This is a genomic window from Polynucleobacter sp. IMCC30063, assembly GCF_021395235.1.
Taxonomy (GTDB): domain Bacteria; phylum Pseudomonadota; class Gammaproteobacteria; order Burkholderiales; family Burkholderiaceae; genus Polynucleobacter.
Genome location: NZ_JAJVCQ010000002.1, coordinates 366845 through 385729, shown reverse-complemented (window position 1 = coordinate 385729; position 18885 = coordinate 366845). Strand labels below are relative to the sequence as shown.

Sequence of the window (18885 nt, the reverse complement as noted above, 5' to 3'; positions counted from 1 at the left end):
GTGCGCATTCGGAATCTGCTAATGGTGTGCCGCTCACTGCGTACACCGTCCAATCGCCTTTAGGGTTTTCGCCATAAAACGCATATGAGCCTAAAGCATAAAGAGTCTGTGAGCTAATCTTGCCACCATCCCGCTGATCTTTTGTATTGCCCGTGTCGTTATAAAATAGGTTGTAGGGTGTGCTTAGAATAGAGACGGTACCTTGAGGCGACTTTAAGAAAATGCCAACGCTGCCCATACAAACCTCCGCGCTTCCTACTGCTTGCATCTGAAGTTGCACCATATCAATTTCGCCTTTTGTTGCTACGCTAAATTGCCCCACCTTTTTAACTTTTCCATAATCAAGTGACTCTTCTATAGCTGAACTAGTCTCAACTTCTTTCCATTCTGGTTGAACTAAGGCGGAAGGCTTGTAGCTTGTATAGTTCCTAGCCATTTCAACCGCTGCCCTAGCATCAGCAAGTCCAAATCCATACCAATTAGAATAGTAAATTCCGGCTTGGTTCTTTTGCCAACCATAGTCAATTCTGGCTGAGGTTTGTCCATCAACCAATTCCTTACTGGTTTGATTTGAAATCGTCGGGTTTAATGTTAAATTGACCTGATGATTGCGATACCCTTGATTGCCGTAATCAACATCGATAAGCCGTGCTGTTTTTCGCAAAATATCGCGCACATCTCGCCAACCCAAATTCGGATTAGCGCTTAACATTAATGCTACAACTCCGGTAACAGTGGGTGTTGCAGATGAAGTGCCGTTCATTTGATCAAAATCACAATTTGGGTTTTTTTCTTTATTAATGGGCGAGCCACCAATCATGAATTGAGGATTACGAACTGCAGACACCCCATTTTTGCTATAGCCTCGCTCACAACCCATTAAATCTGTAGAATAAATCTGTGGCCCCTGCTTATTGGCTGCGCTACCTGCCTCGCCGTAATTACCAATTGACCTCAGCTCTCCGCCAAGCCCTGTAATCCAGATCACCGAGCCTGCCGAGGAGTAGCTTGATTTATAGCCCATGGCATTGGCCGCTGCAGTGACAATGACTGGCAGCTCAAGGGTTTCAGTATCAGAAGATGGATTTGCACAACTGACAAGGCGATAGAAAGAATTGCCGTATTGGAATTGTGGGCAATCGTAGATTGTGGTCGAGTTTGGTTTTTCATCTTCGAAACCATTTGCGGCACCTTTAACCATGACTGCACCTTTACCACCTCGCAAATTCGGCAAGCTCTGAAGCGCTTGATTCTCTTGATAGCTAGAGGGCGTTATTGTGACGGCAGAAGAAGAATAAGATGCATTAAATACATCCGTATCCTTTGACCATTCTGCGCCACCGTAAGCGTCAAGGATATTATTTGTAGTAGTCACAAAACCCACGAATCTTGCTCCGCCCAGCGTAGCTTTAGGGGCGATTCCCATGACACCAATCCCATTTTGGGCGGCTGCAATCATCCCAGCAACATTAGTGCCATGGGCATCGTCTGGATTTGAAGGCGTTGAATCAGAAGTGCCGGTTTCAAAATTCCATGTCATTGCCGGATTGATATTGGCTTTCAGATCAATATGATTGATCTCCATCCCATCATCTAAGACCATGACATTGATGCCTTGCCCTTTAATGCCTAGCTTATGTACTGCCTCAACATTTAAATCTGTAAAACCATCGGCAACAAGGGGAAATCCAGCAAAGAAACTTTGCGCAGCATTTAAGGCCCATTGATAGGTATATAGGGGTTCTGTAGCTCCTGTTTGGCAGGCATAGGGGCCGGTTTCAGAACAAGATGAAGTACTATTGTTATCTCCGCAAGATACGAGCTGTGTTCCCAGCGTAACAATAACGAGATAAAATAAAATGGTCTTTTTCAAGCCAACCCCCTCTAGGCTGTATCTTGCTAGTAAAGGCTAATACCCATTGAATTAGCTTTAGACTTCCTTTATCAATAATGCCATAAATTGAATTTCCATGAGTTTTACTGGTGGAAACCCCCGGCCTACTGAAAAGTTGTAAAAACGCTGATTTGCCAGAACCTAGGTAGCGCAATTGGTGCGTTACACTAATCTATAATTTCCTTTAATTTAATAACCAAATATAGGTTGTGGACATGAAAAAATTTGTTCTGATTTCCGCTTTAGCCTTGTTATTAGCGCCACTTCTATGCAATTCAGCTTTTGCGCAGAAAAAGTATGCAGAAGAAATGAGGGCTGCATCGGTAGTGCAAGCCGAGTGGTACGAAAGAAGTCTGCCCTTGTTAAGCAAAAAAATTCCCGCCCATCCAAAACAAACAACTTTGGCGCAATTCGCAGATCCATCTAAGGCAGATAAAGCAGAAAAAAATGAACTGCATATATTAGTTGAAAAACGTAAAGAATATTTATCTTTGCAAACTGAAATTGCTATAAATCATGTCCGTACCCCAGGCTTAGGATATGCCTACGCTGAAGAATTAAAACAATACACTTCTAAATTAAATTTCTTATCTGAAGAATTATATTCAGGCAAAATTACCTTTGGTGAATATAACAAGAAACGAATTGAGCTAGCCAATGAAAGTTCAGCCAAGATGACTGAAGCATTTCGCATCTATCACGCTCAAGCCCATAATTTAAAATCTTAACTAGCCATATAAAGGCAAATCAATCTCATGCGTAAATTTATTCTAGCCATTTTCTTGGTAGTGCCCCTGCTGGGATGTGCAACTAATCTGGCAAAAGATGGTGGCATGCACGATGACTACGAGAACGATATCTCTAATTCTGGCAGTAGCTTTATCGGCCAATAATCATTTTTATGGCCGGTATTCTGGCGCCATTACACTTGATTAAATTTGTTTCATGCAGTCACCTTTCGCCCACCACATTAACCTCTAATGATTAAACTCAGGAAAAATAATGAGCTTAAAACCCACCAAACCTTATAAAGACATCTTATTCGAGGTTAAAGATCAAGTAGCCTGGATTACGATCAATCGGCCTCGAGTACTCAATGCATTTCGCGAGCAAACCTTAGATGAGATGATTGATGCCGTCAAGCTAACCCGTGAAGATGCATCGATTGCTTGTATTGTCTTTAGCGGCGCTGGCGATAAAGCCTTCTCAGCTGGCGGAGACTTTTATGCTATGAAGCGTCTTACCTTCACTAATGCCTCGATGTGGAATGATCGCATGCTTGGTTTAGCGATGGCTATTCGAGGCGCGCCAATTCCTGCAATTGCAATGGTCAACGGTTGGTGTGTTGGTGGTGGCCATGAGCTGGCCCTCTGGTGTGACTTAGTCATTGGCTCTGAAAAATCGATGTTTGGCCAAACTGGCGCTAAAGTGGGTGCCTGCCCTACTGTTGGAGCCACACAATATCTGCCACGTATAGTGGGCGAACGCATTGCCCGCGAAATGATTTTTCTTGCTAAGCGTTTTGATGCGAAAGAAGCTGAACGTATTGGTCTCATTAATAAATGTGTTCCAGAGTCTGAGTTATTACAAGAAACCCTCGCTTGGTGTGAAACGATTAAAAGTAATAGTGCACAAACTATTCGCATGACTAAAAAGAGTTTAAATTTTGAATCCGATCAGCTTTATGCTTCATGGCAACATGGTATGGAGCTCCTCGCCTACGTATGGGGCTCAGAGGAAAGCTTAGAAGGTATGAATGCCTTTTTAGAAGGTCGTAAACCTGATTTCCAAAAATTTCGCATGAAAAATAAAGCTGCGCTTGAAGAATATTTAGATGGCTTTCACAAAAATCTGAATGCTCCACCAGATATGCGCGATTAATTAACCTAATCATGAGTGTTCAAGGCGGTGCAGATTTGTCCACTACCAACTCAGGTGCTTTAGCTGAATTCAAAGTACTGGATCTTAGTCGGGTGCTAGCAGGCCCGTGGTGCGGCCAATTGCTGGGCGACTTAGGCGCTGAAGTTGTCAAAATAGAGTCAATTACCACTGGCGATGACACCCGAGCCTGGGGACCACCCTTTTTGGCCGGAGAGTCAGCCTATTTTTTAGGGTGTAATCGTAATAAGCGTGGCATGGCAATTGATTTTTCCCAAACTAGTGGAAAAGAATTGTTAGCTGCCTTAATTCCAAAATTTGATGTACTACTAGATAACTTTAAACTTGGCACCCTTGAAAAATGGGGCTTTGATAATGCATGGTTTGAAAAAAATGCGCCACGTGTAGTGCGTTGTTCAATTACAGGATACGGCAGTGATGGTCCCCAAGCCGATTTACCTGGCTACGACTTTATCTTGCAAGCTGAATCAGGTTTAATGAGTATTACTGGGGGAACTGAAGGCGAGCCTACTAAGTATGGGGTTGCCATTGTCGATTTAGCAACTGGCATGATGGCGGCCAATGCAATTCAAGCGGCCTTACTTGCCCGCTATCGAACAGGTTTAGGGCAAGCAGTTGAAGTTTCGCTATTCGACACAGCTATTGCATTGCTAGCCAATGTTGGTAATAGCCATCTCGCAACAGGTAATGAATCTGGGCGCTATGGCAATGGCCACCCTACTATTGTCCCCTATACAAGTTATAAGTGTTCTGATGGCATGATTGCGCTTGCCGTGGGTAACGATAGCCAATTTATGAAACTCGCGGAACTACTAAAGCACCCAGAATGGGCGCAAGATGAGCGTTTTTGTACTAATGCAGCAAGAGTTAATCACCGCGCATACGTTAATGAGTTAATTGCTAAAGCAGTAATCCATTTTTCTAGTAAAAATTTAATTCACTTACTGCGCCAAAATGGTATTCCTGTCGGCCAAGTCAATACTGTTAAGCAGGCGCTTGAAGGCGAGCAAACAAAATCAAAAAAAATGGTGCGCACCATAAAACATTCTAAGATAGGTGAATTTCAAACGCTAGGAATTCCTTTAAAAATGGATGCCACCCCTAGCTCAATTCGCCGCGCCCCTCCATTACTAGGACAGCATACTGTTGAGTTATTAAAGGAATATCTAGATTTAAGTAATAATGCTATACAAGAATTAAAAACTAAAAAAGTTATCGTATGACATCTAGGAGAGCACAATGGTGAATGTAGGTCGTCTTGCTGGCAAACAAATTCTAGTGGGTCTTGCTTTATTTGCTTGTGTTGCAGCGCCAATTTGGGCGCAAGGTAATGACAATTACCCGAGTAGACCTATTAAATTAATTATTACTTGGCCCGTGGGGGGGTTTGCCGATACACTTGGTCGAACCATTGCCACACAATTAGGTCAAATATTAGGGCAACAAGTCGTAGTAGAAAATCGCGGCGGCGCAAATGGCATGATTGGCGCAGATCTCGTTGCCAAATCTGCCCCTGATGGGTACACCCTAATGTTCCAATCCATCACTTCACACGCAATTAATCCAACCATGTACGGTAAAACGCCCTATTCAACAGAAAAGGATATCGTACCGCTTGCCGTAGTAGCTGCTGTTCCACTGCTTTTGGTTGCTAACCCGAGCTTCCCAGCAAAAAATATCAATGAGTTAATTGCCTTGGCAAAAAAAGAACCTGATCGTCTTTCGTATGCCAGCTTTGGAAATGGCAGCGCAAGTCATTTAGCTGGCGCTCTATTTACCTCTCAAGCAGGTATCAAAATGGTTCACGTGCCTTATAAAGGTGGGGGCCCTGCCATCACCGATACCTTGGGCGGGCAAATACCGCTGAGTTTTTCAGCCTTTGGGCTAGCATTACCTCATGTTAAAGCAGGTAAGTTAATGGCACTGGGAATTACCAGTAATACCCGCTCAAAACTTTTGCCTGAAACTCCAACTATTGAAGAGGCTGGTAATTTAAAGGGCTATGAAATGTCGATCATCTATGCCGTATGGGCGCCAGCAGGCGTGCCAAACTCAATTATGAATAAACTTGATAAAGCACTTGAAAGGGTTATTGGGTCAAATGCTTTCAAAGAAAAAGTAGCTAGCGATGGGGGTGAAGTAATGAACCTTGTAAGCCCGACAGAGAGCCAAGTATTTTTTCAAAAAGAAATGTTGCGCTTAGCAAAAATTGTTAAAGAAGGTAATATCAAGGCAGACTAATATGAATAAATCAAAACTCTATAAATACTTTATTACGGCTTTAATTCTCAGCCAATCGATCGGGCTAACGATAGCTCAACCAAACCCAGCAAGCACTTACCCAAATAAACCGATCCGTATTATTAACCCCCTCGCACCAGGTGGAGCGGTAGATGCCATTGCGCGAATGCTGGCCCCATCCCTACAAGAAATACTTGGGCAGCCTATTGTGATTGAAAATAAATCAGGTGCTGGGGGCACAATTGGCAGCAATTTTGTTGCTAAATCACCAGCGGATGGCTACACCATTCTGATGGTATACGACACTTTTGCTGTTAACCCTCACATTTATAAAAATCTTCCATTTGATTCTTTTAAAGATTTAACTCCAGTAATGGAAATAGTTTCAATTCCTTTGCTCTTGGTAGCCGGAAATAAATTACCTGCTAATAATTTAAAGGAATTAAGCGCGCTAGCAAAAAGCAGGCCAAATGGCATCAATTTTTCAAGTGGTGGCGCTGGTAGCTCGGGACACCTAGCTGCAGAGTTACTCAAAAATAATTTGGGAATTAACATGACCCATGTACCCTACAAAGGTGGAGGTCCTGCCTTAACCGCTACTATATCGGGAGAAACCGATATAACTATATTAGGGGCAGTCATCACCATCCCCCAAATTAAAGGTGGCAATCTCAAGGGCTTGGCTATTTTAGGCAATAAACGTACCCCCGCTTTGCCCCAACTTCTAACTGCTAGCGAGCAAGGTTTAACTAATTTTGATGTGAGCTCCTGGATTGGCATTTTGGTCCCCGCTGGAACGCCACCTGCCATCATCGAAAAAATTTATAGCGCATTTGCTCAAGCCTTAAAAAATCCTGCCGTGCAAGCGCGTATGGCTGAACAAGGAAACGAAATTATTGCCAACACACCGGCACAATTCGCAAGCTTTCTTGCTCAAGAATCTGCAAAATGGGCTAAAGTAATTAAAGATAACAATATTCAAGTAGAGTAATAGAAGTCATACCCCCTGATGAAAATAAGCCATATCAAACTTTATCCTCTGGCTATTCCCTTAATAGAACCTATTAAGATGTCGGGTGAAACAATTACGCATGCCAATACCTTATTAGTTTATTTAAAAACCAACACTGGCAAAGAGGCTTGGGGAGAAACGTCGGCGGCTCCCTTAATGACTGGCGAGACTTTGGGTGGCTTGTTGCAAAATGCTAAATATCTTGGTGAACATCTAAAGGGTTTAGATATCCCCGAGCTTAATTCAATTTCAATAGCGCTTGGTAAAATCTTATATGGCAATACTTCTGTTAAGTCTTGCTTCGAAATGGCCTTAATTGATCTTATCGCCCAAGAGCAAGAAACTAGTGTTTGGCAAATACTACGCACTCTAGCTAAAAATAAAACCCAAACTCAGCCAAGTCCGCTGCCCTTATTACGGATGCTAGGAGGTTCTTTAGATAAAGAAATTGCTGAAGCCGCTAGATATCGCGCTCAAGGATATCGGCATTGGAAAATTAAAGTTGGCATTCTGCCGCTTGCTGAAGACCTTGAAAGAGTATCAATTTTGTGCAACTTGCTAGATGGAGATACGATTTCGGCTGACGCAAATGGAGCATTTAAATTACAAGATGCAATCACTTTTTGTAGTGCTGAGCAAACTCGCAAACTATCTTTTGTCGAGCAAGCAATATCAACCCAATCTTCCCTTAATGACTTTTCTGTGCTGAAATCAAAATCGCTATTGCCAATTGCTTTAGATGAATCGATTCATGGAGTTAGTGAAATAGTATTTTTTGATCAAGCTAATGCTTTAGACGGTGCTAGCCTGAAACTAATAAAAACAGGAGGCCTATTATCTGGGCTAGAGGCTGCCTATGAATTAAAGCGACGAAACCTTAAGCTTAATCTTGCCTGTAAGGTTGCAGAAACTTCGCTTTCTGCAGCTGCTACTGCTTCTTTAGGATTTGCAATTGACTCGATTCCTTGGGGTTTTAGTATGTCTAATCAGTATCTTGAATTTGATATCTGTCCAAAGCCCTTGCATGCTGAAAATGGTTACTTAAATATCGAGCAATTAAATCCTATTGGTATTGGTGTAGTGCCAGAAATAAATTTAATTACACAGGCTCACTCAAAAGAGTATTCCCCCGTATTGTGTTAAACATTAAACTATCCCCCTAAATTAACATGCCCTTAAATCCTGAAACCCGTAATAAATTACTCAAGGTAAGTACTGCTACTTTATGCACCGCCTTGTTTAAAAAAGGGTTGCGTAACCAGTTTATTCAAGATGTGCACCCCCTTAATCCCCACCAAGCCAATATGGTGGGTGAAGCCTATACCCTGCGCTATATTCCGGCGCGCGAAGATTTGAATACCATTGATGTTTTTAAGAGCCCGCTGCACCCCCAACGACTTGCAATTGAAGATTGCCCTGCAGGCTCGGTACTCGTCATTGATAGTCGTAAAAATGCTCGCGCTGCATCTGCTGGCTCTATCCTCATTTCTCGCCTAATGAAGCGTGGGGTTGCGGGCATTGTGAGCGATGGCGGCTTTCGCGATTCGCCTGAAATTGCGCAATTAGCAATTCCAGCTTATCACCAACGCCCTAGTGCACCAACCAATCTCACCATACATTGTGCAATCGATCTTAATGTACCTATTGGTTGTGGCGATGTTGCTGTCTATCCGGGCGACATCGTGGTTGGCGATGGCGAGGGCGTTGTCATTATTCCTGCGCATTTAGCTGATGAGATTGCTAATGAAGCAGTTGAAATGACCGCCTTTGAAGATTTTGTCAGCGAAAAAGTGCTAGCAGGACAAAGCATCGTTGGCCTTTACCCGCCAACCGATGCAGCCAATATCATTGCTTTTCAACAATGGCGTATCGCTCACCAGCGGTAAATAATTAAAAGCGGGATAAGTATTATTCGGGCTTAATGCCAGCCTGCTTTATTACTGCAGTCCAACGTTGAATTTCGCTCTTAATAAACTCCGTATAAGGCTTTGAACCCTGTGGTGGAATTACAAACCCCTGTGACTCCATGCGCTGTTTTATTTCTGGAGTGCTCATCACCTGATTCATCCCAGTCTCTAACTTATCAATAATCACTTTCGGAGTACCTTTTGGTGCACTCAAACCTGACCACGAAATAGCTTCAAAGGTCGGAAAGCCAGATTCAGCAATGGTTGGCACATTTGGATAAAGCGGATTGCGTTTCTCACTTGTTACTGCTAAAGGACGTAATTTACCAGCCTGTATATGCGGATAAGCTACATCTTGATTAATAAACATCATTGGAATCTCACCACTTAAAATCGCCGTCATCATCGGACCGCCACCACGATAGGGAATGCCAACTAATCCTAATGGTAAACATTTTTCATTTTTCTTAGGCGCACTGCAAGCGGTAACGGTTTGCTTAAATAATTCCATAGCCACATGCCCAGAGGCTGCATAGGTATAGCCATAATCGAGCTTACCGGGGTTTGCGCGTGCATAATCAACCAACTCTTTTAAGGTTTTAAAAGGTGAATTTGGGTTGACCACTAATATATTAGGGCCGATATGAATTTGCGAGATGTGAATAAAATCAGTAATTGAGTTGTACTTTACATTTGGATCAAGGCCATGCGCTACAGCATTTTGGCCAACTCCCGTAAGGATTAAAGTATAGCCATCAGGCTGCACTTCAGTTGCTCGCTTAGTGCCAACAACCCCTCCACCGCCACCAATATTTTCTACGATAAAAGTTTGTTTAAAATATTTGGTTAAGCCATCTGCGACCATCCGCCCCATCACATCGCTAGTGCCACCCGCTGGAAATGGCACAATAATTTTAACTGAACGAGTTGGATAATCGGCCTGCGCAAACGCACTGCAAGATATTAATGCAAGTAAGGCAACAAAAAGCTGGCTGAACCAGTTATTAATTTTCATATTTTTCCTGATATTAGAAACAAGATTGCTTTATGCAAAGTATTTATTTTTTAGGCGCGATTGATTCTCATAAATCGAGCCCTGATTGACAGCAGGCGGCAAAGGCATGATAACTGGCGCAGGTACAATTCTGGGAACAATAGAGGCTTTGCCAGTAAGTAACCAACTGTTGAACTCGGCAAGTGAATTATAGTTTTTTAATAAGGGCCAAGCATCACCTGCTGCAAATTCAAATAACAATAAACGCCGCGGGCTAGGAGAGGTATTCGCGGCCGAACCATGTATTGCACGCGCATGGTGAAAGGATACCGATCCTGCCGGTCCAATACATGGCCGAGCAGCTGCAAAATTAATTCCGTCAGCAGTTGGATCCATAGCGCCACAAAAGTAGCCATCAACGTCATGATGACTATAAGTAGGGCCTTGGTGACTTTTAGGGATGATCATTAGTGGGCCATTTTCCATTTTGCAATCATCTAACATGATGCCAACCGCTAAAACGTCATCATTAGTGTGCGGATAAAAAGCCCAATCTTGATGCCATTCAACAGCCTCACCCCCGCCAGGCTCTTTTAAATTCAGTTTGGCGTTACGTATACGTACGCTCTCTCCCAGTAATTGTTGCAACATCGCTAATAAATTAGGGTCGGTCATTACCTGCTGAAAAATGGGGTCTACCTGGTGTGGTTGCTTAATACGACGTACCGAGGGCTTTGCTGCAGAATGATTTGGGCCTAAATCATAGATTGAGTTGTGGTCCTGAACCGTTCGCGAAGACTCAACTATTCTCGAGACCGCATCACGCATTTGCTGCACAATAGTCGGCTTAAAAACGCTGGGAATTACCACATAGCCATCTACTTGGTATTGTTTCACCTGCTCGGCATTAAGCATAATTATCCCCAAAACTTTGAATAATTATTATTGTAAACGTATCGCCAATGCCTTAATATTGTTGCTATGCATCAACAATTCTATCTCCCCAGAGCTCAAGTTCAATTTAGTCTCATAAGCAAATGAGCACCTTCATAGACAAATGGATTTTTTCACAAAAGTGGTTAGCACCACTGAAATTTAAAGTATTTCGTTCAATTTATTTAGTATGGCTTACTGCCACCATTTGCATGTGGATGAATGATGTTGCTGCAGCGTGGATGATGACTTCATTAACTACTTCAGCAACCTTAATTGCTTTAGTACAAACTGCCTCTAGTCTGCCTGTTCTGCTACTTGGCATTCCGAGTGGTGCACTTGCCGATATTCTGAATCGTAAACACTTTTTTGTCTTTACCCAACTATGGTTAGCAGCCAATGCAACTGCTCTCATGTTGTTCTTGGTTTTCGGCTTACTTAATCCCTATGTACTTTTATTTTTAACGTTTACCAATGGCATTGGCTTGGCCATGCGCTGGCCCATCTTTGCCGCCTTAGTTCCAGAATTAGTACCCCGCGATTCCTTGCAACCAGCCTTAGCATTAAATGCAATTGCAATGAATGTGTCGCGTATTGTCGGCCCGCTGATTGCGGGAATTATTATTGCCACGGCTGGTAGCCAGTATGTCTTTGCCCTAAATATGGTGCTATCACTCATTACCTCATGGGTAGTATTGCGGTGGCAATATCAATATTATGTTTCTGCCCTACCCGGCGAACGTTTTTTTGGCGCCATGCGCGTCGGCTTGCAATATGTGCGCCAATCAAATCAATTACAAGCCATTTTTATTCGTACTTTCTTATTTTTTCTGCAGTCAACTGGACTCATTGCCCTATTGCCCGTTATTGCTAAAGATCATTTTCAGGGTAATGCCCATATTTTTACCTTATTGCTGTCGTGTTTAGGCTTGGGAGCTGTTATTGCAGGCTCCCAACTACCTCGTTTAAAAATACATCTGAGCACGAATCAATTAGCCAATTATGGAATTATTCTTTTATCAGTTAGCTCAGCTGCCGTCGTGTTATCGCTCAATTTATGGCTTGCTTCGGTCTTCATGCTCATTTGTGGCATTGCCTGGATTAGTGTAGCCAACTCGCTAACAACATCAGCTCAACTCTGTTTACCTAGCTGGGTTCGAGCGCGGGGTATGTCACTTTACCAAATGAGTATTATGGGGGGCAGCGCATTAGGCGCAGCCATTTGGGGCAAAATTGCCACTGAAACTGACGTTAGCATCAGCATTGGCTTAAGTTCAATCTTTGGCATTGTCGCCTTAATCGCAGTTCGTAAATTGCAAGTAGAAGGTTTGCATCAAGAAGATATGAGCCCGGTATGTCCATTAGAGCGTCCACACCCATCTCGAAACATTGATCCAAGTGAGGGCCCAGTGATGATTTCGATTGAGTATCAAACCCACACTACCCAAAATGATACATTCAAGAAATTGATGGCTAGCACCAGAAAGTCGCGTCTCCGCCAAGGGGCGCTCTCATGGAGCTTGTTCGAAGACGCCGAACATACCGGTAAATTTGTAGAGTTCTATGTATTTGAAACGTGGGCCGACTATTTACGTCGTTTTGATCGCTTTACTGCGGATGATCTGAATATGCAGGAAGAGCGACATCGCCACCACATTGATATTGCGCCCCCAAAAGTAACTCGCCGTATTGCCTCAAGCCTGAAAAAATAATTTATTTACGCCAAACGCTTGCCAGCCAAGGCTGCTGATCACGCGGTAAGCCCGGTGGCCGATAAAAATGATCTACCTCGGTAAAGCCGGCTGCGCATAAATACGCTTGCCAAGCCTTTAGATCATGATAAGAGCCGTAGCGATCACCGTTCCAGCCCTCTTCATTTGTACCTCTTGGATTAGAGCTAAATAAAATACCTTGCGGTTTTAGGGTAGCGAATAAATTATCCAGAACTTTTGGCAATAATTGACTGGGTACATGAAATAGCGAGGCATTGGCAAAAATGCCATCGAAATAATCATTTGGCAGTTGTAGATTAAAAAAATCTTGCACCAAAACTTCACAGCCACTAAATTTACGGGCTATTGCAGCCGCTTGCGTACTGCCCTCTAGTCCAATTGCTTGATGGCCGAGTGCAGTAAATGCTTGCAAATCCCTGCCAGGACCACAGCCAAAATCTAAAATTTGAAAAGGACCAGCTCCTTTAATCGCTTTTAGTAGAGCTGCAATATTTTGACTGACATCGTGATCACGCGTACCTGCAAAAAAATCATCCGCATTAATATTGTAATGATCTACAGTTTTAGTAGCTATTTCAGCTAGCTCTGTAGCAGTTAAAGGTACCTTACCCATCATTTCAGCCAATTTATTTCGAGTTTCAATAATTTAATTCGAATCGAGGATTTTCTTCAAATTAACTGCTGAATCTCTTAAGAAACCCACATCACTGCCAGCCACAATCATTTGAAACCCAAGCTGTTTAAGCTCGGGAATAGCTCTGCCAGCAAAGGGAATAATCCCAACTGGAATTTTGGCCGACTTGCATTTAGCGACAACTGCATCGATTACTTGGTTTAACTCAATAAAATGATCTGGCCCTTCTAAATTTAAATTGGCCGATAAATCAGTTGGGCCTACAAAAGCTAAATCAACTTCTGGCAAGCCGCCAATTTCCAAGGCTAAATTCATTGCATTCAGAGACTCCAATTGAATAATCACCAAAGTATCTCTATTTGCATTATTGCGGTAGTCGGCATTGGTTCCATAAGCCGAGGCTCTCAGCGCGGGTAGAGCTAAGCCACGATCGCCTTGAGGCGGAAATTTTGCGGCGCGTGCTACCTCTAAAGCTATTTCAACACTTTCAACCCGAGGCACCATCACGCCGTGGGCACCACGGTCTAAAACACGAGCAATGAGGCTAGGATCGGCAGAAGGCACGCGTACCAGCGCGGTAGTTTCGCGACTAAAGCCGCGCAATATGCCAGGTAAATCTGCTAGACCAATTGCGCCATGCTCCATGTCAACCACCACAAAATCGAGGCCAACTGCCGATGCAATTTCAGCAAAGGCGGGATTAACCGTCATCATCCATGCGCCTCCAATACTCTTACCTTGCTGTAACTTTGACTTCAGTGAAGTTGTAACGTGCTGCATACGTTCTCCAATTTATTGAACCAATCTCAGAATTAAACTGAATTTAAATTAACACCAACCTTTTTACCTGCCTCACAAATATCTTGCCAAGTTTTATCATCAATCTCAATGCCATCTTTAATGCGTTGAGCCATCATTTTTTGTTCGGGCTCACCAGCTAGCATAACCGGCACACCCGCTTCGCTAGCTGGGCTTTGATATACCCAGTCGATAAAAGAGTTCGTTTCTAGGTCAAATTGTTCTTTAGAGCTCATGCTAGCAGGATTAATTAAAATGGATAACATGCCATTCCAAATGGCGCGTTTTTTTACTTTCGGCGGCTTCCAAGTGCCGTTGCCCGTTAATGCTCCACCTAATAATTCACAGGCAATGGCCAAGCCCGAACCCTTGTGTTCACCAAAAGGCATCAGCGCGCCCAAATTGCCAGCCGCATCGGGCCTTACTACTACGCCAGGATCGGTAGTCGGCAAGCCCTGCTGATCAATTAAATACCCAGGGCTTACTGATTTACCTGCATTATGAGCCACCCGCATCTTGCCTTGGGCTGAGCGACTAGTAGCAAAGTCTAGGATGAATGGCGCACGGTTAGCAATTGGCACACCAATACAAAATGGATTAGTACCGTGGCGACCAATACCCCCACCCCATACCGCTACAACAGGTGCAGATAGAACATTGACTAAATGAATCGACACCAAACCATCTGCCGCCGCCATTTCAGCAAAATGTCCAATACGGCCTAAGTGATGAGCACGCGATAAGGATAAAATGCAACTACCTAATTTTTTGGCTCTAGCAATTCCCATCACCATAGCCTCTTCGCCCACGACCTGACCAAAACCTTGCTGGCCATCAAGCACCAACAAGCTGCCTAAATCACTCTTCACTCGAACCGATTGGTTTGGCTGCAAAGAGCCTTCTACAAATGATTCCACGTAGCGCGGAATCATCCCAGCACCATGCGAATCATGCCCTTTTAGGTTCGCGTGAATTAGATTGGTACAAACCCGCAAAGCTTCAACCTCAGAACTACCAGTAGCCGTAATAATTTGAACAATTTTAGTTTTTAAATCTTCGGCTTGAAATATTGGCATAGTGATAGAGCTTATTGCTGCTTAGAATGTGCTAGCATAATAAAAAAATAAGGGGGGACAATGTTTAATCGGTGTAGATTACCATTCTTAGTAGTAATTGCGTTGCTCATGCAGACTTTGCCTAGTTATGCGCAATCAAACTATCCTAACAAACCCATCAAGCTCATTGTTGGCTTTCCCCCAGGTGGTGGCCTAGATTTTACCTCGCGTCTCATTGCGCCCTATCTTGGCGAGGCCTTGGGACAGCAAGTTATTGTGGAGAATAAGCCCGGTGCTGCTGGTGTCATTGCCCTAACCGAGCTAGCACGAGCTGCTCCCGACGGCTATACCTTAGTGGTGGCTAATATTGGTCCAATGGTTTTAGCGCCCAATATGATGGCAAAAAAACCTTACGATCCCTTAAAAGACTTCACCCCCATTGGGCAAATTGTTTCTACTTATTTTCTAGCCGTTGTCCCACGCGAGCTACCCGTAGACTCTCTTAAAACATTTATTCAGTGGGCTAAAAAGAATCCGAGCAAAGCCAATTTTGCTTCTGGTGGCAATGGCTCCATCACCCATTTAAATGGTGAGTTACTGAATAATGTTGGCGGCATCAAACTCACACATGTTCCCTATAAAGGTTCTGCACCAGCCATCGTCGACTTAATTTCAGGTCAAACCCATATCTTGATTGATATTACTGGCATCTTAGTGCCGCAAGTTCAGTCTGGTAACCTCAAAGCGATTGCCATTACTAGCTCTACTAGAGATAAAGATTTACCTAATGTTCCAACGGTTCGCGAATCGGGCTATGCAGAATTAGAAACTTCAGGTTGGCAAGGTTTAGTTGGTCCAGCAAATATGCCTAAAGATGTAGTGCAAAAATTGCAAGCTGCTCTCAAGAAAACCTTAGCAAATCCTGAAGTACGCGAGCGCTTTGAAAAAGCGGGTACGCCTATAACCGAACGATCGGCAAGTGAATTTGCCGCATTTATTAAAGCCGAAAACGATCGGTGGGTCGCTGTTATTAAAGAGTCAGGTGCCAAAATTGAGTAAAGCAAATCGCAAAAAACCAGAAGAGCTCCGTAGTCATCGCTGGTATGGCGTTAAAGATATGCGTAGCTTTGCGCATCGTTCGCGCACAGCGCAAATGGGCTATACCCGCAGCGATTATGCCGGCAAACCGATCATCGCTATTATTAATACGTGGAGTGATATTAACCCATGTCATAGCCATTTTCGTCAGCGCGCTGAAGAAGTAAAAAGAGGTATTTGGCAGGCCGGCGGTTTCCCAGTAGAAATGCCCGCCATGAGTTTATCCGAGCCCTTTCAAAAACCGACCACCATGTTGTATCGCAACCTGCTCGCAATGGAAACAGAGGAGTTGTTACGTTCTTACCCAGCAGATGCGTGCGTTTTGATGGGTGGCTGCGATAAAACAACGCCTGCTCTATTGATGGGTGCAATTAGTATGAACATTCCCGCCATCTTTCTGCCGGCTGGCCCGATGTTACGTGGTGATTATCGCGGTCAATTTTTGGGTAGCGGCAGCGATGTATGGAAATACTGGGATGAATTACGGGCGGGCAATATTACCGAGGCCGACTGGGGCGAAATTGAGGATGGTATTGCACGCTCAGCTGGTCATTGTATGACCATGGGTACCGCATCTACCATGACAAGTACAGTTGAAGCGCTAGGCTTATGTTTATCTGGTTATGCATCTATTCCGGCCCCCGATTCAAGACATGCGCAAATGGCTACCTTAACAGGCAGACGCATTGTCGAAATGGCTTGGGAAGATTTAAAACCATCTGACATTCTCACTGCCGGCTCTTTTGATAACGCTGTAATGACTACCTTAGCTTTATCGGGCTCTACTAATGCCGCAGTGCATTTAATTGCTCTTGCCAAACGTGCGGGCTTTGGGCTCACCTTAGAACGCTTTGACGAATTAGCACGCAAAATCCCTGTCCTTGCGAATATAAGACCTTCGGGCAAATATCTCATGGAAGATTTTTTCTATGCGGGTGGTTTACGTGCTTTACTCAAGCAACTGACCGGCTTCTTAAGTCTTGCTGAGCAAACCGTTGATGGTAAAACCATCGGCGAGCTAATCGCTGATGCCAAGGTATTCAATGATGATGTCATTCGTTCGGCAGATAAAGCACTGGTAAAAAGCGACGGCTTGGCAATTTTAAAAGGAAATCTGGCCCCAGATGGCGCAGTTATCAAGCCCCCAGCTGCTGAAGCTCACTTGCTAAAACATACTGGTAAAGCGGTCGTATTCAAAAACTATGACGATTTATCTGCACGCATTGATTCGGCCGATTTAGAAATCGATGCTAATTCAGTAATTGTTTTGCAAAATGCTGGCCCACAAGGGGCGCCTGGTATGCCAGAGTGGGGGCAGTTACCTATCCCTAAAAAGCTTTTAGAACAAGGAGTGCGCGATATGGTGCGTATCTCTGATGCACGTATGAGCGGGACTAGTTATGGCGCATGTGTTTTGCATGTCACTCCCGAAGCTTATATTGGTGGGCCCTTGGCTTTTGTACAAGATGGCGATCTCATTGAATTAGACGTACCCGCCCGCAAATTAAATGTCTTGATTTCTGAGGCGGAAATGGCCAAACGCAAAGCAGCATGGGTAGCACCAGCTCCTAAGTTTGAGCGGGGCTTTGGTAAGATTTATTTACAACACATTCAACAAGCCAATAATGGCTGTGATTTTGATTTTTTAGAAACCCAAGTACATGCTAGCAATGCTGAAAATTCACAGAAGCGCAGCAAAGGCAGTGAACCAGAAATTCATTGAAACAGATTTAAGATTAATAGCACTGCTTATTTATAAAACTGTTTATTAGCCTGCTCCAGCAACATCTCTATCTTGCCACCACTAACGGCTTTTTTAATTGCCTCTGAAAAGCCAGCCTGTAGGCTGTTGTAGCATTTAGATTTCTTCGAAAAAGCGACATACATTTCTCCATAAACCACATTTTTCGGCAAAAAATCAACTTTTGTAAGGATATTTAATTTCTTTGCCTCCAGCTTACCTGGATAGCGACCAATAATAAGGTAATCGGCTTGCTTTTTTAATAACGCCTCAAAAGCTTTGTCTACTCCATTAGCACGCGCCACTGTTAAATTTTGTGCAATATAGGTATCAAAATCATTGCCGTAACTTTCGCCTAAATTTGTTACTCCTTTTTTGGCCTTTAAATCACCCCACTCGGCATACTTAAAAGAATCACCATTACGAATCACAATAGCAACTGGGTCTTGCATATACGGTGGATCAATGTAATTCATATAAGCAACTCTTGATGAATCTTTATAGATACCAAAAATAATATCTGCTTTACCCTCTTTAATAGCATCTTGGGCTTTTTGCCAAGACCCAAAGTCAACTGAACTGATATTCTTCACTTGCAGCTGCTGGGCAATAGTCGTCACTAATTCAGCTGAAGCGCCCACAATTTTTCCATTAGCCCCCCAGGCTACTGGCGGGTAAGCTGGGTGCCCCGTAATAACCAAAGCCTCACAAACACTGCCTGTCTGCGCAAATACTGCACATGCAAAAAACTCTAATACAGCAAGCATTAAGAATAGTTTAGTTTTCATGATTACTTTCAAAGTGAGGAGCAAATGTAGTTTTATTATGACAAATTTACGTAACTAGGCTTAGCTCTATTTTTTGCTTTATTTTAAGGGGTAAGGAGGCTAAATAGCTCATTTTTTTACCTTGATTTGCTTTAGACTAGACCAACCTAACCCTTATG

18 protein-coding genes are annotated in these 18885 nt (G+C 43.5%); 11 read left to right on the top strand and 7 right to left on the bottom strand.

Features of this window, described 5'->3' with window-relative positions; genetic code table 11:
- Window positions 1-1873 (bottom strand): S8 family serine peptidase (locus LZG75_RS06540; protein ID WP_233936440.1); only part of this gene is annotated, 1873 nt, incomplete at its 3' end.
- Window positions 1874-2109: 236 nt separating this feature from the next.
- Between LZG75_RS06540 and LZG75_RS06535 the strand changes: the two genes are divergently transcribed.
- From LZG75_RS06535 to LZG75_RS06500, 8 genes are all read left to right on the top strand, one after another.
- The gene (locus tag LZG75_RS06535) at window positions 2110-2622 is read left to right on the top strand and encodes a hypothetical protein (RefSeq protein WP_233924076.1); all 513 of its coding nucleotides are present in this window, start codon (window positions 2110-2112) and stop codon (window positions 2620-2622) included.
- Between the two features lie 27 nt (window positions 2623-2649).
- A complete protein-coding gene (locus LZG75_RS06530) occupies window positions 2650-2787 on the top strand; it encodes a hypothetical protein (RefSeq protein ID WP_233924075.1) in 138 nt (45 codons plus the stop codon).
- A gap of 109 nt (window positions 2788-2896) precedes the next feature.
- A complete protein-coding gene (locus LZG75_RS06525) occupies window positions 2897-3775 on the top strand; it encodes an enoyl-CoA hydratase-related protein (protein WP_233924074.1) in 879 nt (292 codons plus the stop codon).
- A gap of 11 nt (window positions 3776-3786) precedes the next feature.
- The gene (locus tag LZG75_RS06520) at window positions 3787-5016 is read left to right on the top strand and encodes a CaiB/BaiF CoA-transferase family protein (protein ID WP_233924073.1); all 1230 of its coding nucleotides are present in this window, start codon (window positions 3787-3789) and stop codon (window positions 5014-5016) included.
- A gap of 16 nt (window positions 5017-5032) precedes the next feature.
- Window positions 5033-6034 (top strand): tripartite tricarboxylate transporter substrate binding protein, encoded by a 1002-nt coding sequence (locus tag LZG75_RS06515; RefSeq protein WP_233936439.1) that lies wholly within the window; start codon window positions 5033-5035, stop codon window positions 6032-6034.
- Between the two features lies 1 nt (window position 6035).
- A complete protein-coding gene (locus tag LZG75_RS06510; RefSeq protein WP_233936438.1) occupies window positions 6036-7025 on the top strand; it encodes a tripartite tricarboxylate transporter substrate binding protein in 990 nt (329 codons plus the stop codon).
- Between the two features lie 18 nt (window positions 7026-7043).
- The gene (locus LZG75_RS06505) at window positions 7044-8189 is read left to right on the top strand and encodes a mandelate racemase/muconate lactonizing enzyme family protein (RefSeq protein WP_233936437.1); all 1146 of its coding nucleotides are present in this window, start codon (window positions 7044-7046) and stop codon (window positions 8187-8189) included.
- A gap of 26 nt (window positions 8190-8215) precedes the next feature.
- The gene (locus LZG75_RS06500; protein WP_233936436.1) at window positions 8216-8932 is read left to right on the top strand and encodes a ribonuclease activity regulator RraA; all 717 of its coding nucleotides are present in this window, start codon (window positions 8216-8218) and stop codon (window positions 8930-8932) included.
- Between the two features lie 22 nt (window positions 8933-8954).
- On the opposite strand, the gene LZG75_RS06495 is transcribed toward LZG75_RS06500, so the two are convergent.
- Window positions 8955-9968, bottom strand: coding sequence for a tripartite tricarboxylate transporter substrate binding protein (locus LZG75_RS06495; protein ID WP_233936435.1), 1014 nt, complete (start codon window positions 9966-9968; stop codon window positions 8955-8957).
- A 30-nt stretch (window positions 9969-9998) separates the two neighbouring features.
- Window positions 9999-10862, bottom strand: a complete 864-nt coding sequence (locus tag LZG75_RS06490; protein WP_233936427.1) for a phytanoyl-CoA dioxygenase family protein — start codon at window positions 10860-10862, stop codon at window positions 9999-10001.
- A 122-nt stretch (window positions 10863-10984) separates the two neighbouring features.
- Between LZG75_RS06490 and LZG75_RS06485 the strand changes: the two genes are divergently transcribed.
- On the top strand, window positions 10985-12592 hold the full coding sequence (locus tag LZG75_RS06485; RefSeq protein ID WP_233924061.1) for an MFS transporter: 1608 nt from the start codon (window positions 10985-10987) through the stop codon (window positions 12590-12592).
- 1 nt (window position 12593) lies between these two features.
- Here the strand turns inward: LZG75_RS06485 and LZG75_RS06480 are convergent, their stop codons facing one another.
- Genes LZG75_RS06480 through LZG75_RS06470 form a run of 3 tightly spaced genes read right to left on the bottom strand, consistent with a single transcriptional unit; the run spans window position 12594 to window position 15121 of the window.
- A complete protein-coding gene (locus LZG75_RS06480; protein WP_233936425.1) occupies window positions 12594-13226 on the bottom strand; it encodes a bifunctional 2-polyprenyl-6-hydroxyphenol methylase/3-demethylubiquinol 3-O-methyltransferase UbiG in 633 nt (210 codons plus the stop codon).
- Window positions 13227-13259: 33 nt separating this feature from the next.
- On the bottom strand, window positions 13260-14027 hold the full coding sequence (locus LZG75_RS06475) for an HpcH/HpaI aldolase/citrate lyase family protein (RefSeq protein WP_233936423.1): 768 nt from the start codon (window positions 14025-14027) through the stop codon (window positions 13260-13262).
- A 32-nt stretch (window positions 14028-14059) separates the two neighbouring features.
- The gene (locus tag LZG75_RS06470) at window positions 14060-15121 is read right to left on the bottom strand and encodes a malate/lactate/ureidoglycolate dehydrogenase (RefSeq protein WP_233924058.1); all 1062 of its coding nucleotides are present in this window, start codon (window positions 15119-15121) and stop codon (window positions 14060-14062) included.
- Window positions 15122-15229: 108 nt separating this feature from the next.
- Here LZG75_RS06470 and LZG75_RS06465 point away from each other — a divergent pair, with 108 nt between their 5' ends.
- Together LZG75_RS06465 and araD are read left to right on the top strand one after the other, a co-directional pair.
- Window positions 15230-16159 (top strand): tripartite tricarboxylate transporter substrate binding protein, encoded by a 930-nt coding sequence (locus LZG75_RS06465; protein WP_233936412.1) that lies wholly within the window; start codon window positions 15230-15232, stop codon window positions 16157-16159.
- Window positions 16152-17921, top strand: coding sequence for an L-arabinonate dehydratase (gene araD, locus LZG75_RS06460; protein ID WP_255698808.1), 1770 nt, complete (start codon window positions 16152-16154; stop codon window positions 17919-17921). The genes LZG75_RS06465 and araD overlap by 8 nt, the downstream gene beginning before the upstream one ends.
- A 26-nt stretch (window positions 17922-17947) precedes the next feature.
- On the opposite strand, the gene LZG75_RS06455 is transcribed toward araD, so the two are convergent.
- Window positions 17948-18727: an ABC transporter substrate-binding protein gene (locus LZG75_RS06455; RefSeq protein ID WP_233936410.1), complete on the bottom strand. Its 780-nt coding sequence runs from the start codon at window positions 18725-18727 to the stop codon at window positions 17948-17950.
- Between the last annotated feature and the right edge of the window lie 158 nt (window positions 18728-18885).

Excerpts from the sequence above, each read along its gene's own strand:
- LZG75_RS06515 (WP_233936439.1), top strand. The coding sequence starts at position 5,033 with ATGGTGAATGTAGGTCGTCTTGCTGGCAAACAAATTCTAGTGGGTCTT.
- LZG75_RS06505 (WP_233936437.1), top strand. The coding sequence starts at position 7,044 with ATGAAAATAAGCCATATCAAACTTTATCCTCTGGCTATTCCCTTAATA.
- LZG75_RS06480 (WP_233936425.1), bottom strand. The coding sequence starts at position 13,226 with ATGGGTAAGGTACCTTTAACTGCTACAGAGCTAGCTGAAATAGCTACT.
- LZG75_RS06535 (WP_233924076.1), top strand. The coding sequence starts at position 2,110 with ATGAAAAAATTTGTTCTGATTTCCGCTTTAGCCTTGTTATTAGCGCCA.
- LZG75_RS06530 (WP_233924075.1), top strand. The coding sequence starts at position 2,650 with ATGCGTAAATTTATTCTAGCCATTTTCTTGGTAGTGCCCCTGCTGGGA.
- LZG75_RS06465 (WP_233936412.1), top strand. The coding sequence starts at position 15,230 with ATGCAGACTTTGCCTAGTTATGCGCAATCAAACTATCCTAACAAACCC.
- LZG75_RS06510 (WP_233936438.1), top strand. The coding sequence starts at position 6,036 with ATGAATAAATCAAAACTCTATAAATACTTTATTACGGCTTTAATTCTC.
- LZG75_RS06520 (WP_233924073.1), top strand. The coding sequence starts at position 3,787 with ATGAGTGTTCAAGGCGGTGCAGATTTGTCCACTACCAACTCAGGTGCT.
- LZG75_RS06470 (WP_233924058.1), bottom strand. The coding sequence starts at position 15,121 with ATGCCAATATTTCAAGCCGAAGATTTAAAAACTAAAATTGTTCAAATT.
- LZG75_RS06485 (WP_233924061.1), top strand. The coding sequence starts at position 10,985 with ATGAGCACCTTCATAGACAAATGGATTTTTTCACAAAAGTGGTTAGCA.
- LZG75_RS06495 (WP_233936435.1), bottom strand. The coding sequence starts at position 9,968 with ATGAAAATTAATAACTGGTTCAGCCAGCTTTTTGTTGCCTTACTTGCA.
- LZG75_RS06500 (WP_233936436.1), top strand. The coding sequence starts at position 8,216 with ATGCCCTTAAATCCTGAAACCCGTAATAAATTACTCAAGGTAAGTACT.
- LZG75_RS06525 (WP_233924074.1), top strand. The coding sequence starts at position 2,897 with ATGAGCTTAAAACCCACCAAACCTTATAAAGACATCTTATTCGAGGTT.
- LZG75_RS06475 (WP_233936423.1), bottom strand. The coding sequence starts at position 14,027 with ATGCAGCACGTTACAACTTCACTGAAGTCAAAGTTACAGCAAGGTAAG.
- LZG75_RS06455 (WP_233936410.1), bottom strand. The coding sequence starts at position 18,727 with ATGAAAACTAAACTATTCTTAATGCTTGCTGTATTAGAGTTTTTTGCA.
- LZG75_RS06490 (WP_233936427.1), bottom strand. The coding sequence starts at position 10,862 with ATGCTTAATGCCGAGCAGGTGAAACAATACCAAGTAGATGGCTATGTG.